This is a genomic window from Thermochromatium tepidum ATCC 43061 (genome assembly GCF_009664085.1).
In the GTDB taxonomy this organism is placed as follows: Bacteria; Pseudomonadota; Gammaproteobacteria; order Chromatiales; family Chromatiaceae; genus Thermochromatium; species Thermochromatium tepidum.
On record NZ_CP039268.1, the window covers coordinates 2,120,747 to 2,136,501 of the forward strand.

Annotated in this window: 16 protein-coding genes and 1 riboswitch; of the genes, 6 read left to right on the forward strand and 10 right to left on the reverse strand. The window is 62.1% G+C overall.

The window, feature by feature from the left end; translation table 11 throughout:
* Positions 1 to 118 precede the first annotated feature (118 nt).
* From E6P07_RS09775 to E6P07_RS09800, 6 genes are all read right to left on the reverse strand, one after another.
* Complete coding sequence (locus E6P07_RS09775; protein ID WP_153975435.1) at positions 119 to 871, reverse strand: Nif3-like dinuclear metal center hexameric protein; 753 nt, start codon at positions 869 to 871, stop codon at positions 119 to 121.
* A 31-nt stretch (positions 872 to 902) separates the two neighbouring features.
* The gene (locus E6P07_RS09780; protein WP_153975436.1) at positions 903 to 1,460 is read right to left on the reverse strand and encodes a Uma2 family endonuclease; all 558 of its coding nucleotides are present in this window, start codon (positions 1,458 to 1,460) and stop codon (positions 903 to 905) included.
* A gap of 186 nt (positions 1,461 to 1,646) precedes the next feature.
* The gene (gene phbB, locus E6P07_RS09785; RefSeq protein WP_153975437.1) at positions 1,647 to 2,387 is read right to left on the reverse strand and encodes a beta-ketoacyl-ACP reductase; all 741 of its coding nucleotides are present in this window, start codon (positions 2,385 to 2,387) and stop codon (positions 1,647 to 1,649) included.
* A 127-nt stretch (positions 2,388 to 2,514) separates the two neighbouring features.
* Positions 2,515 to 2,877 (reverse strand): phasin family protein, encoded by a 363-nt coding sequence (locus E6P07_RS09790; protein WP_153975438.1) that lies wholly within the window; start codon positions 2,875 to 2,877, stop codon positions 2,515 to 2,517.
* Positions 2,878 to 2,948: 71 nt separating this feature from the next.
* Positions 2,949 to 3,434 carry a polyhydroxyalkanoate synthesis repressor PhaR gene (phaR, locus tag E6P07_RS09795; protein WP_153976203.1) on the reverse strand — a complete coding sequence of 162 codons (486 nt, stop codon included), beginning with the start codon at positions 3,432 to 3,434 and terminating at the stop codon, positions 2,949 to 2,951.
* A gap of 220 nt (positions 3,435 to 3,654) precedes the next feature.
* Positions 3,655 to 4,839: an acetyl-CoA C-acetyltransferase gene (locus E6P07_RS09800; RefSeq protein WP_153975439.1), complete on the reverse strand. Its 1,185-nt coding sequence runs from the start codon at positions 4,837 to 4,839 to the stop codon at positions 3,655 to 3,657.
* Between the two features lie 163 nt (positions 4,840 to 5,002).
* On the opposite strand from E6P07_RS09800, the gene phaE reads away from it, so the two are divergent.
* Both phaE and E6P07_RS09810 read left to right on the forward strand, forming a co-directional pair.
* Positions 5,003 to 6,070, forward strand: a complete 1,068-nt coding sequence (phaE, locus tag E6P07_RS09805) for a class III poly(R)-hydroxyalkanoic acid synthase subunit PhaE (protein ID WP_153975440.1) — start codon at positions 5,003 to 5,005, stop codon at positions 6,068 to 6,070.
* 40 nt (positions 6,071 to 6,110) lie between these two features.
* Entirely contained in the window at positions 6,111 to 7,178 is a 1,068-nt protein-coding gene (locus tag E6P07_RS09810) for a class III poly(R)-hydroxyalkanoic acid synthase subunit PhaC (RefSeq protein ID WP_153975441.1), read from the forward strand.
* Between the two features lie 75 nt (positions 7,179 to 7,253).
* On the opposite strand, the gene E6P07_RS09815 is transcribed toward E6P07_RS09810, so the two are convergent.
* Together E6P07_RS09815 and E6P07_RS09820 are read right to left on the reverse strand one after the other, a co-directional pair.
* Complete coding sequence (locus E6P07_RS09815; RefSeq protein WP_162008625.1) at positions 7,254 to 7,670, reverse strand: DUF302 domain-containing protein; 417 nt, start codon at positions 7,668 to 7,670, stop codon at positions 7,254 to 7,256.
* 125 nt (positions 7,671 to 7,795) lie between these two features.
* A complete protein-coding gene (locus E6P07_RS09820) occupies positions 7,796 to 8,407 on the reverse strand; it encodes a hypothetical protein (RefSeq protein WP_153975443.1) in 612 nt (203 codons plus the stop codon).
* 203 nt (positions 8,408 to 8,610) lie between these two features.
* Positions 8,611 to 8,718: riboswitch (TPP riboswitch) on the forward strand.
* Between the two features lie 179 nt (positions 8,719 to 8,897).
* Here E6P07_RS09820 and thiC point away from each other — a divergent pair.
* From thiC to dtd, 3 genes are read left to right on the forward strand one after another with little or no spacing between them, the layout of a single operon-like run.
* Positions 8,898 to 10,790 (forward strand): phosphomethylpyrimidine synthase ThiC, encoded by a 1,893-nt coding sequence (gene thiC, locus E6P07_RS09825; RefSeq protein WP_153975444.1) that lies wholly within the window; start codon positions 8,898 to 8,900, stop codon positions 10,788 to 10,790.
* A 23-nt stretch (positions 10,791 to 10,813) separates the two neighbouring features.
* A complete protein-coding gene (gene pip, locus E6P07_RS09830; RefSeq protein ID WP_211363099.1) occupies positions 10,814 to 11,776 on the forward strand; it encodes a prolyl aminopeptidase in 963 nt (320 codons plus the stop codon).
* Positions 11,773 to 12,210 carry a D-aminoacyl-tRNA deacylase gene (gene dtd / locus E6P07_RS09835; RefSeq protein WP_153975445.1) on the forward strand — a complete coding sequence of 146 codons (438 nt, stop codon included), beginning with the start codon at positions 11,773 to 11,775 and terminating at the stop codon, positions 12,208 to 12,210. Before pip ends, dtd begins: the two co-directional genes overlap by 4 nt.
* Positions 12,211 to 12,223: 13 nt before the next feature.
* On the opposite strand, the gene E6P07_RS09840 is transcribed toward dtd, so the two are convergent.
* Complete coding sequence (locus tag E6P07_RS09840; protein WP_153975446.1) at positions 12,224 to 13,825, reverse strand: alpha-isopropylmalate synthase regulatory domain-containing protein; 1,602 nt, start codon at positions 13,823 to 13,825, stop codon at positions 12,224 to 12,226.
* Positions 13,822 to 15,219, reverse strand: coding sequence for a threonine synthase (thrC, locus tag E6P07_RS09845; protein ID WP_153975447.1), 1,398 nt, complete (start codon positions 15,217 to 15,219; stop codon positions 13,822 to 13,824). The genes E6P07_RS09840 and thrC overlap by 4 nt, the downstream gene beginning before the upstream one ends.
* 275 nt (positions 15,220 to 15,494) lie before the next feature.
* Here thrC and E6P07_RS09850 point away from each other — a divergent pair, with 275 nt between their 5' ends.
* Entirely contained in the window at positions 15,495 to 15,752 is a 258-nt protein-coding gene (locus E6P07_RS09850) for a DUF4212 domain-containing protein (protein WP_153975448.1), read from the forward strand.
* The last annotated feature ends 3 nt before the right edge of the window (positions 15,753 to 15,755 follow it).

Below are 15,755 nucleotides of genomic sequence, written 5' to 3' on the forward strand. Positions count from 1 at the left end.
GAGAATAGGACGATCGATACAAAATCGAACGCGCATTCTCCGTGATTTCAGCGGGACTGGTCAAGGATAGGGCAAATACGGCTACCCTGAACGGAACGACGCCGCGAACGGGTGCGCGTCACGCTGGATTGTCGATCTCGACAAAGCGATGCCATAAACCGAAGCGTTCGGCTAGATGTTCGCCAAGCGCCTGAATGCCATAGCGTTCCGTTGCATGATGACCGGCGGCCAGATAGCAGAGGCCCAATTCGCGCGCCTGATGCGTGGTCTGCTCGGAGAGTTCTCCGGTCAGAAAGGCATCGACGCCGAGGCTGGCGGCCTGCTCGAGATAACCCTGGCCGCCGCCCGTGCACCAGGCCAGGCGCGCGATGAAACCTGTCTCGCCCCCGACCCTCAGCGCTGGGCGCGCGAGTCGCTGCGAGACATGCTCGGTGAAGGCCGCCGGGGTCAGCGGCTCAGCCAGGCGACCGACCCAGACCAAACCATTGCCCAACGCAGTCGGCGCCATGTCGATGAAACCGAGCCGCTGACCGAGTTGGACGTTGTTACCGAGTTCGGGATGGGCATCGAGCGGAAGATGATAGGCGATCAGACTCGCGCCCGCCCTGAGCAATGTCCTTGCGCGCCGCCCTTTGATGCCAACCAGACAGGGGGATTCGTTCTTCCAGAACCAGCCGTGGTGGACCAGGATGGCATCGGCCCCCTCGGCGATCGCCGCCTCGATCAGCGCCGCGCTGGCCGTGACACCGGAGATCAAACGTCGGATCGGACGCTCTCCCTCGACCTGCAGGCCGTTCGGGGCATAGTCAGCGAAGCGCGCCGCCTCGAGCAGGTCTTCGCAATAACGGACGAGGTCTTGTGCTTCGGTCATGGTGGTCACTATCGGATCGGTGCAATCGGCCTCATGCGCCCAGGATGTAGCCCAGATCGATCTCCAGCTCCTCGAAGGGTGAAATGCGCTGTTTGAAGGGTGCATCATCGGCCACCGTGAGGGCGGCAATGGTCCGATAGGCGTCGCCATCGAGCTGCCAGGCGACCAGGGAACGATCCTCGGGCCAGATCAACCAGTAATAGGGGACGCGATGCCGCTGCAACAGCATAAAGAGTGTCAAGGTGTCCTTGCGCTCATGGCCGGGCGAGACGATCTCGCACACCCAGTCCGGGATGATCTCGACCACTCCGCGCGGGCGCTCCGGCAGCCGCGCCTTGCGCCAGCCAGCAAGATCATGGGTCGGGCACTGGTGCATGGAGTAGTGGACGCTGACCTCGGTGACGATCCACCAGCCGCCGGGACCGGACTTGCGTCGCAGGCTATCGAGTTCAACGACCGCATTGCTTTGCACGAGTCCGTGCTCCATCCGCGCCATCGGTCGCTGGACGATCTCGCCATCGATCAGCTCGATGCTGTCTCCCTGATCGGCGAGCAGGTCATCGAGGGTCTTGAGTTTGAACGCTTCCATCGGTATTGCTCCGGTGTGACTGGATGTGTTCTGCATCCCAGGCGAGGCGCGTTCGATTCTACCGAAAAAAAGCCCGGCGGGCGCCGGGCTGTAAACGTCTCATGATGAGAGAGACGAGGAGGACTCGGTGAGATCCTGAACGGTCGGGCTTTGACATCAGTAGGGTTGCGCCCGACCGGATCTGAATCAGTGCATGAACAGACCGCCGTTGACCGGCAGATTGGCACCCGTCATGTAAGAATTCTCGTCGCTGACCAAAAAGGCCACAGCGGCGGCGATCTCCTCGGGCCGACCCATGCGGCGCATCGGGATGCCATTCACGATGCTGTTGCGCACGCCCTCGTCCATCACCAGGGTCATCGCTGTCTCGACATAGCCGGGCGAGATCGTATTGACGGTCACGCCCTTGGCGGCGCCTTCCTGAGCCAGGGCCATGGTGAAGCCGTGCATACCGGCCTTGGCGGCGGAATAGTTGGTCTGACCGAACTGACCGCGCTGACCATTGACCGAGGAGATGTTGATGACACGCCCGAAGCCGCGCTCCAACATGCCCTCCCACACCTGACGGGTAACATTGAAGACACTGTTGAGGTTGACGTTGATCACGGCCTCCCAATGCGCCAGCTCCATCTTCTTGAAGGTCTTGTCGCGGGTGATGCCGGCACAATTGACCAGGATATCGATGGGACCGACCTGCTCGGTGATTTCACGGACCATGCGCTCGCTGTCGTCAAACGATGACACATCGGCGGCGAAGACGGCGATGTCAAACCCCTCAGCCGCGCGGGCCCGCTTCCACGCCTCGGCTGTAGCGGCCTCGGACGGATGGCAGTTCGCCACGACGATACAGCCATCCTTGGCCAGACGGGTACAGATCGCGGTGCCGATGCCACCGATGCCTCCGGTGACGAGTGCAATACGAGCCATGGGGTTCCTCCAGGGAGCCTTTTGGTGATTTATCTAGGTTGGACGAAATCGTCGAGGTCGCTGCACCACCCGGGTGCGGGACAGCCAAAGTCTTGGGATCCATCCCTGGATCGTCCTCGCCGGCGTCTTAGACGATGACGCCCTTGCGCAAATCCTCGCTGACCTCGTTTAGGTTCTTTTCGAACCACAGGCGATACTCGTCGCGGGCATCACCGAAGATCTGCATGGTGGCCTTACCCTCGGCCAGGATACGTTCGCTTAGTTCCTTGGTGGCCTCGACCTGACCCTTGAAGAGATCGTTGTAACCCTTGGACTCGGCGGCCAGCTTCATCAGACGCATACCGTGATCGATGTAGAGGTTGACGGCATCCATCTGACGGGCGGCCAGCCTCTCGAACAGACGCAGGTTCAGCTCACCGAAACTGGTCATGCGCTCGAAGTTCTTATTGGTCCAGTCGTTGAGGGTCTTGAGACTGTCGGTGGCGCTCATGGCTTTGATCTCCGAAGGTTTGTGCAGTGCAGCAATGTTGCGTTGCACAATAACGCCGCGATACGCCGCCGTCAAGTGCGGTTTTCACAATCCTCATCATTTCTTTTTTTGCGCCTAGCGACCGGAAAGCCCGCTGCACGCATGAATTCATCCTGCAGATCAGCCCACATCTCGACATTCTTTTGGGCCAGGCGCGCCACTGCCTCGAATGGATTGTCGGAGAGCGCCCTGGCCATCTCTTGCTGCTGCTTGGCGAACAGATCGAGCGAGGATTCCAGATAGCGGGTGAAGGCACCCTGCAGGGTGCCGCCGTAGAAGCGGATGATCTGAGCCAGCATGGTGGCACTGAACAGCGGCTGTCCCCCGCTTTCCTCTTCCAGCATGATCTGGAGCAGGATGGCGCGCGTGATGTCGCTGTCATTGGCGCTGTCAAGGACCCGAAAGGGCTGTCCGCTCATCACCAGATCGCGCACATCGGCGAGGGTGATGTAGCGGCTGACCTCGGTGTCGTAGAGACGGCGGTTTGGGTACTTCTTGATGATGCGCTCGCTGTTCATAGTCACCTGGCTCGCTCGGCGATTTGAACCTCAAAGGCGCAAAGGACACGAGGAAAACCGAGCTTTGACTCGCAAGCCGGCTTAAGCCCCCAGGGGGTGCTACCTTGCCTGTAAAGTAACCGAAATGCTTCGTGTGATTTGTGTCATTTGCGGTTTGAAGGCGCTTGATGATTCAGGGGACTGAGTCCGCTGGGGTCAAGGATCCAACGGACAGCGCACCTCAGACCCGCTCGACCGCCAAGGCCACGCCCTGACCGCCGCCGATGCACAGCGTCGCCAGACCCTTGTTGGCTGAGCGTCTCTGCATCTCATAGAGCAGGGTCACGAGCACGCGCGCGCCCGAGGCACCGATCGGGTGGCCAAGGGCAATGGCGCCACCATTGACGTTGACCTTGGATGGATCCCAGCCCATATCCCGATTGACCGCCAGTGCCTGAGCGGCGAAGGCCTCGTTGGCCTCGATCAGATCCAGGTCCGCCACACTCCAGCCGGCCTTCTCCAGACACTTGGTCGAGGCCGGGATCGGCCCGGTGCCCATGATCGCCGGATCGACCCCAGCGCTGGCGAAGGCGACCACACGCGCCAGCGGCTTCAGACCGAGCTCCCTGGCCTTGGACTCACTCATCACCACCACCATGGCCGCACCATCGTTGATGCCGGAGGCATTGCCAGCGGTGACGGTCCCGTCCTTGGAGAAGGCTGGACGTAGCTTGCTCAAGGTCTCGACCGTGGTGCCATGACGCGGAAATTCATCGCGATCGAACACCAGTGGATCGCCCTTACGCTGCGGAATCTCGATCGGAATGATCTCGTCCCGGAAGCGACCGGACTTCTGGGCCGCCTCGGTCTTCTGTTGCGAGGCGGCGGCAAAGGCGTCCTGCTGCTCGCGGCTAAAACCGTACCTCTGGGCGATGTTCTCGGCCGTGGTGCCCATGTGGTAGTCGTTGAAGGCGTCCCAGAGACCATCGACGATCATGCTGTCCTTGAGCGTCCAGTCGCCCATGCGCTGACCCTCGCGCGAACGCGGCAGGACGTGCGCCGATTGACTCATGCTCTCCTGACCGCCGGCGATGACGATGTCGGCATCCCCGCAGACGATGGCCTGCATCGCCAGATGCACGGCCTTCAGACCGCTGCCGCAGACCTTGTTGATGGTCATGGCCGGCACCGAATGTGGCAGGCCGGCGTTCAGGGCCGTCTGACGGGCGGGGTTCTGACCGCTGCCTGCGGTCAGAACCTGGCCGAGAATCACCTCGTCGATCCGGTCCGGCGCGATCCCGGTGCGCGCCAGCAGGCCCCTGAGCACGGCGGTGCCGATCTCGGTGGCCGAGAGTGACGACAGGCTGCCGCCGAAGCCCCCAATGGCGCTACGACCGGCGTCGACGATGACGACATTCTGGCTCATGGTGTGGATATCCTTTGGATTCTTTTGTAGGTTGGAAGTAGACCTGGACCAGCGTCCCCGATAGGGGGTCGCGACGGGCGGATTCTACGGGTTTTTGTTGCAGTGCACAAATTGGCATGCTACCGTTCGATTCCTCATCACCCGCCACGAGGAGGGCACGGCCATGGCCAACACCATGTTCTTCAATGACGACTGGCTCGAACTGCAACGCCAGTACTGGGACAACCTGACCACCCTGAGCCGCCAGGCCATGGGTCTGGATACGCAGACCAAGACGACCACACCCTGGGAAATGGCGATGGATCAATGGTGGAAGGCGATGGCGCCTGCCGTTCCGGATCTTTCACGCACCTTTATGGACAGGATGCTGGAGCAGGGCAAGAACTTTTTCCGTCTCGCCGAGGGTTTCGCCAAACGCGCTGACGCAGGCGATACCGCCAACGGGCTCGAGCTCTGGACTAAGACGCTTGAAGACATACAGAAGCGCTTCACCGGCTCGCTCGACGAGAACGGCAATACCCTGCAACGTCTGATGTCGTTCTGGGAGCTGCCGCTGGACAACTGGCAGCGCATGATGTCCTCGCTGTCGCCGCTACCAGGCGATGCCCTGCGCAACATGCCCCATGATCAGCTCAAGAACACCCTCGATCGCGCCCTATCCGCACCCGGTCTCGGCTATACCCGCGAGGAGCAGACCCACTATCAGGAGCTGATGCGCAGCGCCCTGGAATACCAGGCTGCGCTCCAGGAATACGCCAATTTCTACACCCAGCTCGGCATGAAGTCGGTCAAGCGCATGGGGGACTACATCCAGGGCGTGATCGACAGCGGCAAGACCATCGATTCGGCGCGCGCGCTCTATGACAACTGGGTCGCCTGCTGCGAATCAGCCTATGCCGACGAGGTCGCCACACCTGAATACGCGCGCATCCACGGACGGCTGGTCAATGCGCAGATGGCGCTCAAGAAGCGCCTGTCGATCCTGGTCGACGAGAACCTGGGCGCACTGAACATGCCGACCCGGAGTGAACTGCGCACCCTCCAGGATCGTCTCCAGGAGACCAGGCGCGAGAACAAGGCCCTACGCCACAGCCTGCACAGCCTGGAACGCCGCGTCGCGGCCCTGGCCGGCGAGGCGCCGGCGAGCACGCCCGCCACCGCGCTCAGATCGCCTACCCCGGCTGCCGCCAAGGCCCCGGCGCGTCGACGCACCTCCAAGCCAGACGCCTGATCGCCGCGCAACCAGAGGCACACCGCGAGGACCAAGATCCATGTTCCCTATCGACATCCGCCCGGACAAACTCGCCCAAGAGCTGCTCGACTACAGCCGCAAGCTGAGTCAGGGCATGGAGAATCTGCTCAACGCCAAGTCGATCGACACAGGCGTCAGCCCCAAGCAGGCTGTTTACCGCGAGGACAAGCTGGTCCTCTATCGCTATGACCGGCCCGAGGACGCGCCCGAGGCCCGGCCAGTACCGCTCTTGATCGTCTATGCCCTGGTCAACCGGCCCTACATGACCGACATCCAGGAAGACCGCTCGACCATCAAGGGGCTGATGGCGACCGGCCAGGATGTCTATCTGATCGACTGGGGCTATCCGGATCAGGCCGACCGCGCCCTCACGCTCGACGACTACATCAACGGCTATATCGACCGCTGCGTCGACCATCTACGTGAGACCCACGATATCGACAAGATCAATCTGCTTGGCATCTGTCAGGGTGGGGCCTTCAGTCTCATGTACACTGCCTTGCACCCGCACAAGGTGCGAAACCTGGTGACCATGGTCACACCGGTCGACTTCAAGACCCCAGACAATCTGCTCTCGGCCTGGGTGCAGAACATCGACATCGACCTGGCGGTCGACACCATGGGCAATATCCCGGGCGAGCTGCTGAACTGGACCTTCCTGTCGCTCAAGCCGTTCAGCCTGACCGGTCAGAAGTACGTCAACATGGTTGATCTGCTCGACGACCCAGAGAAGGTCAAGAACTTCCTGCGGATGGAAAAGTGGATCTTTGACAGCCCGGATCAGGCCGGAGAGACCTTTCGCCAGTTCATCAAAGACTTCTATCAGAACAACGGCTTCATCAACGGCGGCGTGGTGCTGGGTGGACGCGAAGTGAACCTGAAGGACATCACCTGTCCGGTGCTCAACATCTTCGCGCTCCAGGACCATCTGGTGCCGCCGGCAGCCTCCAAGGCGCTCAAGGGACTGACCGGCAGCACGGATTATACCGAGCTGGCCTTCCCCGGTGGGCACATCGGCATCTATGTCAGCGGCAAGGCGCAGAAGGAGGTCACGCCTGCGATTGGCCGGTGGTTAAACGAGCGTTGATAGAGCCTCCAGTGATCCGCCTCCAGCGTTGAGAGGGCGACTCGACGGCCCCTAGCGCATCGCTGGACGCAAACCTCAGCGCGCCTCGTCGATCATCGAGCGGATCTTGGCAAAGGTCTCGGCGAGTGATCCGGGAAACGCCGGGTCATCCGGAACGATCTCGGCGATATCGGCGGCGCCATAACTCAGATAACGAATCTGCGTCCGCCCGTTCTTCGAGAACACCATGACGAACTTGGGCATCAGCACCGAACGTTCTGGATTGAAGCTCAGGCTTTTGTCGGCCTTGGTCGGCTTGCAGATCTGGATCATGTGCAGGTCGAAGTCGTCCGCCACCTCGCCGCCATGACGCCTAAAGGTGTCGCGCATGTTCATGGTATCGGCGTTGTTGATGACGAAGGCGTTCCGGCTCACGACATCCGCGAAGTCACGGACAAACTGGCTCACACCCTTGTCGCTGTCGACAACATAGAGATCTTCACTTCTATTCACGGCAAAATCCTTAAGAAAGACGGAAAGGCTACACATTAAGACGGACCGACCGAGATGGCCAGAATATCCATCAATCCGCCAGCCACAGAGACACCGCGCTCTCGCTCCACACGTGAGGATCAGGATCAATCCTGGATATAGAAGTGCCTCCAGCTGATCCCACTGACCCGCATCAATTGTTCGAGGAAGGCCGGCGTCGGCACGGCCTCGCCGGGAAAGACCTCCTCGATACACAAAAAGACGCGCCCAAATCCGCCTTGCTGCTTCCAATCCCAAAGCCAGGGCGGACGTGTCTCGCCGCAGGCCGGACATCGTACGCCGGAATGTGGATGCTTGGCCCAGTGTTCGACCCGCTCGCGCCAGTCTGACAAAGGCGCGCGACACCCGACACAGCGCGGCGAGCGCGTGTTGCGTCCGAGCATCAGTCTCGGGTAGAGGCTGACCTGGGGGACACGAATATATGAAAAGCGCCCTGGATTCCTGTGGTCGCGAATCTGGACGGCGCATCCAGCAAAGGTCAGCAGACTCAGAAACCCAGGCCCCACGGCGAAGGCACGCTCGCCCGGCTCTATCGCTGTCTCCCGCGCCGACAAGGGCTCGCCCAGGAGTCCAAACCCACACAGCCCCTCGATCAACAGATTGATGTCCGGGACGCGATGGGGATCGGCGGGCGTCAGGATCAACCGTCCCGTATGCAGGCGGGCGTGCTGCCCCTGACTGTCAAGATTTCCAGACATCTGGGCATGGTTGGTGTGCGGTGAATCGGTACGCAAGGATTTCAGTCAATGCGGTCTGCGTGCTCAGCACATAAACGTGGCGACTGGATCCGATGCTGGTCATCAGTACGCTGTCACCTTAGATGGATCGACACCCTGGAAATTGTAGAGAGATTTGGTTCTCTATTGAAATTGCGATCTCCTTTGGTTAGCTTCCCAAACCAAAATGCCGCTGGGGGTGTCCGTGATGTCATCATCCATCATGGGCTGAGAGCAGACCCTTTGAACCTGACCCGGATCATGCCGGCGCAGGAAAGCCGGCGTGAGCTTCGAGCCTGTCGATGCAAGACCACAGGCGCCTCGGCGCCCGGCCGCGCTCCACCCGCCTTCACTGTCGCCTCCAGACCTGAGCCTCCAGGGACGGGTTTGTTCATGGACACCACCGGCGATCCCGATCCAATCCCAGACGCCTGCGCGCGTCGCCCGCGCCGGCCACCGCCGAGGAATTCCGATGAGCGCCATCCCGCACGACTTCATCCGCAAGACCGCCCAGCTCTCCGAGGAGGTGACTCGGCCCTTTCCGAGCTCGCGCAAGATCTATGTCACCGGCTCGCGTCCCGACATCCGGGTGCCGATGCGCGAAGTGATCCTGACACCGACCCAGACCCATCAGGGGCCTGAGGAGAATCCGCCGATCCCGATCTATGACACCTCAGGTCCCTACACCGACCCAGAGGCGAAGATCGACCTGCGTGCCGGTCTGCCGGACATCCGTTCGGGCTGGATCGCCGAGCGCGCAGATACCGAACAGCTCGAGGGGCCGACATCCGCCTTCGGACGCGCGCGCCAGAACGATCCTCGACTCGCCCATCTGCGCTTTGAGCATCTGCGCACCCCGCGCCGCGCCAAGTCTGGTCGCAATGTCACCCAGATGCACTACGCGCGCCTGGGGATCATCACGCCCGAGATGGAATACGTCGCCATCCGCGAAAACCTGCGTCTGGATGAGCTGCGCGCCGACCCACGTTACGCCAAGCTCTTGCGCCAGCATCCGGGCCAGTCATTCGGCGCCGCCCTGCCCGAGACCATCACGCCCGAGTTCGTGCGCGACGAGATCGCCCGCGGTCGTGCCATCATCCCCGCCAACATCAATCACCCCGAGCTGGAGCCCATGATCATCGGGCGCAACTTCCGGGTGAAGATCAACACCAACATCGGCAACTCGGCCCTGAGCTCTTCGATCGCCGAGGAGGTCGAGAAGATGGTGTGGTCGGTGCGTTGGGGCGGCGATACGCTCATGGACCTCTCGACCGGCAAGCACATCCACGAGACCCGCGAATGGATCCTGCGCAACGCGCCCGTGCCGATCGGCACTGTACCCATCTATCAGGCACTGGAGAAGGTCGATGGCCGCCCCGAGGAACTGAGCTGGGAGCTCGTACGCGACACACTCATCGAACAGGCCGAGCAGGGGGTCGATTATTTCACCCTCCATGCCGGCGTCCTGCTGCGCTATCTACCCCTGACCGCCGACCGGCTCACCGGCATCGTCTCGCGCGGCGGCTCGATCCTGGCCAAGTGGTGTCTGGCGCATCATCAAGAGAACTTCCTCTACACCCATTTCGAGGAGATCTGCGAGATCCTCAAGGCCTATGATGTCGCGATCAGCCTCGGGGATGGGCTCCGACCAGGATCACTCGCCGACGCCAACGACGCCGCCCAGTTCGCCGAGCTCAAGACCCTGGGCGAGCTGACCCAGGTCGCCTGGAGGCACGATGTCCAGGTCATGATCGAGGGTCCGGGACATGTGCCGCTGCAGATGATCCGGGAGAACATGACCAAGGAACTGGCCGATTGCTTCGAGGCCCCCTTTTACACCCTGGGCCCGATCGTCACCGACATCGCCCCGGCCTACGACCACATCACCTCGGGTATGGGCGCGGCCAACATCGGCTGGTACGGCACCGCCATGCTCTGCTATGTCACGCCCAAGGAGCATCTGGGTCTGCCCAACAAGGAAGACGTGCGCGCTGGAATCATCACCTACAAGATCGCCGCCCACGCCGCCGACCTGGCCAAGGGACTTCCGGGCGCCCAGATCCGCGACAATGCGCTCTCGAAGGCGCGCTTCGAGTTCCGTTGGGAGGATCAGTTCAATCTCGCGCTCGACCCCGAGCGCGCGCGCGACTATCACGACGCGACCCTGCCCCATCAGTCGCACAAGGTTGCGCACTTCTGTTCGATGTGCGGCCCCCAGTTCTGTTCGATGAAGATCACCCAGGACCTGCGCGACTCTGCGGCCAATCAGCGCGCCGAGGAGGTGCAAGCAGTGGTCGCGGAAGGGATGCGCGAGAAGGCACGTGAGTTCCGGGAAGAAGGAGCGGCGCTCTACAAGGCGGTCTGAACGGCTGAGAGGAGGCTTCGCACATGGAGACCCAGATTAAGGATCTCTATCCCATCGTCGAACCCTTCGCGGTCCACGAGCTGATCGTCGACAACGGTCATCGGCTCTATGTCGAGGAATGTGGGCGCCCGGATGGCATCCCGGCAATTTTTCTGCACGGTGGACCGGGCGCAGGTTGCGAACCGGCCCAGCGCGGGTTTTTCGACCCCGAGCGCTATCGGGCGGTGCTGTTCGATCAGCGCGGCTGTGGACGCTCGACGCCCCACGCCTCGCTCATGGCCAATACCACCTGGGACCTGATCTCAGACATGGAGCTGATCCGTCGGCAACTTAGGATCGAACGCTGGCTGGTGTTCGGCGGCTCCTGGGGCTCAACCCTGGCCTTGGCCTATGCCGAAACCTATCCCGAACGGGTCGCAGCGCTCGTGGTACGCGGGATCTTTCTCTGTCGTCCAGAGGAGATCCGCTGGTTCTATCAAGAGGGGGCGAGCTGGGCGTTTCCCGATTACTGGGAGGCGTTTGTGGCCCCCATCCCGGAGGATGAACGCGGCGATCTGCTCAGCGCCTACCATAGGCGGCTCACCGACGAGGACGCCGCCGTGCGGCTGGAGGCGGCGCGTGCCTGGTCGCTCTGGGAGGGGCGTACCGCCACCCTGCTTGCCAATCCTGAGATCCAGGCCTATTTCGCCGATCCGCATGTGGCCCTGAGTCTGGCGCGCATCGAGAGCCATTATTTCATCAACGGGGCCTTTCTGGCGCCAAACCAGTTGCTGCGCGATGCCCATCGGCTGGCCGACATCCCAGGTGTGATCGTGCAGGGGCGCTATGACCTGATCTGTCCCATGCGTTCGGCCTGGGAGCTGCATCTGGCCTGGCCGCGCGCCGAGTTCCAGATCATTCCGGATGCCGGACACTCGGCCTTCGAGCCCGGGATTCGCCGCGCCCTGGTCGCGGCCACCGACCGCTTTGCGTGTGAATTGGCATGATTGGTCTGCTGCAACGGGTCAGCGCGGCGCGGGTGCTGGTCGCGGGTGAGACGGTCGGCGCCATCGAGCGTGGATTACTGGTGCTGGTGGGTGTGCAGCGTGGCGATGATGAGGCGCGCGCGGCCCGCCTCCTGGAGCGGATACTCGGCTATCGGGTCTTCCCCGATGCGCAGGATCGCATGAACCTCAGTCTGCGCGACATCGACGGCGGGCTCCTGTTGGTGCCTCAGTTCACGCTCGCCGCCGATACCCGGAAGGGCACGCGCGCCAGCTTTACCTCGGCCGCACCGCCTGATGAAGGCAAGCGGCTCTTCGACGACCTGGTTGCAAAGGCATGCGCCGCCCATCCCAGGGTCGCCACGGGGCGCTTCGGGGCCGACATGCAGGTCAGCCTGATCAACGATGGTCCTGTGACCTTTTGGCTCGAAACCTAGGACTGGCACCTGTTTAGCGGCCCTGGCGATCCGAACCCACCTTGATCCAGTGGAGCTGGATATTGAGCATCCGCATCGTCGCGCCAACGGCGGCGAATACCTGATTGGCGTGGACACCCCGGGTCCTCAGGTCACCGCGCTCGGTCTGCCAGGTGATGCTGCATTCGGTGAGCGCATCGGTCCGCCCCCCCTTGGGGATCCGGACCTCATAGTCGATCAGCGGCGGTAGCGTCATCCCCTGACGTTTGAGGATCCGCCCGAGCGCATTGGTAAAGGCATCGAAGCCGCCATTGCCCGTCCCTGTAGCCGTAAAGACCTGATCGCCGAGCCGGAGCTTGATCCCGGCCATGGACTCCAGATCCAGACTCGACGAGATGGTACAAGACAGGAGCTCGGCGTGCGTATAGTCCTTGCTCTCCAGGACCTCGGCGATGATGAACGGCAGATCCTCGGTGGTGATGGTCTTTTTGGAATCACCCAGCTCGACGATGCGCTGCAAGACCCGGCGCTGCTCCTCATCAGACAGCTCGATCTCGAGCCGTTCCAGGTTCTTGGCCAGCGACGCCTTGCCGGAGAGCTTGCCGAGCGCATAGCTGCGCCGCCGCGCGAAGCGCTCTGGCGAGAGCCGGCTGTGGTAGAGGCTGCCTTTCCTGTCGCCATCGGCATGGATACCGGCGGTCTGGGTGAAGACGTCGGCGCCGACGATCGGGGCGTTGTCCGCGATGCGCTTGCCCGAAAAGGACTCGACGAGCTCACTGACGCGCACCAGATGGGTCTCGTCGATCCCGAGCTCGCAGTCGAGCTGATCGCGTAGATTGACTGCGACCTCGGCGAGCGAGGCATTCCCTGCCCGCTCGCCGAGACAATTGACCGTGCAGTGGACCGCCGCAACCCCTGCCTGGACGGCGGCGAGTACATTGGCCGTGGCTAGACCATAGTCGTTGTGCGGATGGAAATCGAATTTAAGTCCTGGGAAACGCCGGACCATGTCCGAGACCGCCGCAAAGACCTGATCCGGCGTCATCACACCCAGGGTATCGGGCAGCATGAAATGCCCGATCCCGGCCTCGGCCAGGCGTGCGACCAGGGTATAGACATAGTCTGGGCTATCGCGATAGCCGTTCGACCAGTCTTCCAGATAGAGGTTGACGCGCAGGCCCTGCGCGTGCGCCCGATCGAGGGTTGCCCGGATGTCGGCGATATGCGCCTCGGGCGTCTTGCCAAGCTGACCACGACAGTGTCGCTCGCTGCCCTTGGCCAGCAGGTTCAGCACCTGGCCTCCGGTGCCCCGGATCCAATCCACGCTTGCCCCGCCATCGGCGAACCCCAGCACCTCGATCCGCTCAACCAGGCCGCGTTCCCCGGCCCAGTCGATGATCTGGGCCACGGCGCTGGCCTCGCCCGAGGACACGCGCGCCGAGGCGACCTCGATCCGATCGACCCGCACCTGTTCGAGCAAGACCTTGGCAAGGTTGAGCTTCTCGGCGGGTGAGAAGGACACCCCCTGGGTCTGTTCCCCGTCGCGGAGTGTGGTGTCCAGGATCAAGACCCGGCGTCTGGAAGATCTCTGCGCCAGATCGGTCGGGTTGGAGGACTTCAGAACCGCATCCGTCATGGCGCAGATACCGTCCCGAGTGTCGCTTCGAGATAGCCCTTCACCGCCGCGGCCCTGGCCTCCAATTCGACGCAGCGCGTCTTTCTCTCCAACAGCCCCTGGAGCGCGGGCGGCAGCGGCGCCTCCTGGCCGATCGCCTGGACCACGGCCGCGCCGAATTTGGCGGGGTGGGCGGTGGCGAGACAGATGGCCTCGGGCAGGTCGCGCGCGGCCCGCACTCCAACCGCCGTGTGGGGACAAAGGATGTAGCCGGTCGCCTCATAGGTGGCACGGATCTGGTCGAGGGTCTCGGGATCGCTCACCGCCGTCGCCTCGAAGTCGGCCTGGGCCTTCTGATGCCGCTCGGCAGACACCCTAAGCCGACCTGTGTGTCTGAAATCCTCAAGCAAGGCACACACCAGCGCCTGATCGCCGTCGTGCAAATAGTAGAGATAGCGCTCGAAATTGGAGGCGATCTGGATGTCCATCGCCGGGCTCAGGGTGTGATAGACCTCCTCGCCCAGGGCATAGACGCCCGTGTGGATGAAGCGGCTCAGGATGTCGTTGCGGTTGGTCGCAATCACCAGGCGCTCGATGGGCAGCCCCATGCGCCGTGCCAGATAGCCGGCGAAGACATCACCGAAGTTGCCGGTCGGGACCGAGAAGCTGACCCGACGCCCGACATCGCCGCCCGAAATCCGGCCCCAGGCATAAAAGTAGTAAAAGGTCTGCGCCAGGATGCGCGCCCAGTTGATCGAGTTGACGGCGCCGAGCCGATAGGCCGACTTGAAGGCCAGATCGTTGAACAGTGTCTTGACGATGGCCTGGGCGTCGTCGAAGGTGCCGCGCACCGCGATGTTGTGGACATTGCTGTCCAGCACCGTGGTCATCTGCCGTTCCTGGATCGGCGAGACGCGGCCCTTGGGGTGCAGGATGAAGATCCGGATGCGCCCCTTGCCGCGCACACCATAGATGGCCGCCGAGCCGGTGTCGCCCGAGGTCGCGCCGAGGATGTTGAGGATCCCTCCCTCGCGTTCGAGCAGATACTCGAATAGATTGCCAAGCCACTGTAAGGCCACGTCTTTGAAGGCCGCCGTCGGACCATGAAAGAGTTCCAGGATGCGCCGCTTGCCCACAGTCACCACTGGGGTGACCTCGGGATGCGAGAAGTTCGCATAGGAGCGTTCGATCAGGGCCTTCAGATCCGCACGCGGGATCTCGTCGCCGATGAAAAGTGTCGACACTTCGAGCGCCAGATCCTGGAAGCGCAAGCCGGCCCAGGCACGCAGCTGCTCGGGATCGAGGACGGGGATCTGGGACGGAACCAGCAGGCCACCGTCGGTCGCCAGTCCCATCATCACGGCTTGTGCGAAACCGATCGGCTCGATTCCACCACGGGTACTGATGTAGTGCATTGTGTTCTCTTCTTAAGGACAAAGGATCTTCATGTAGAGGCCGATTCAGGGCGCGGATCAACCGACTGAAACGTTGACAGCACGCCAAGCGCAACCAGACAATGCCGACAATCCGCTCGATACGGCAGAACGAGCCGGATGCATCATAACCAACGAGGGGGCTTCTGCCATATTTTGCGTGCACTGATCCGTCTCACGACGATCAGGGCGGCGCGCGCCCCGTCACCCCGCCCTTTCACAGTTCATAGTCCAAACCCTGAACGGAGTGACATGACATGACACCCGACAAGCGCGCAGACTATTGGAGAGCGAATCTTCGCTATCTCACCGTCTTACTCATCGTCTGGTTCGTCGTTTCCTATGGCTTTGGCATCCTGCTCGTCGAACCGCTCAACGCCATCCATCTCGGCGGCTACCCGCTTGGTTTCTGGTTCGCCCAGCAGGGGTCGATCTATATCTTCGTTGCGCTGATCTTCATCTATGCCGCGCTGATGAATCGCCTCGACCATCAATTCGACGTCGGCGAAGAGTGAGGA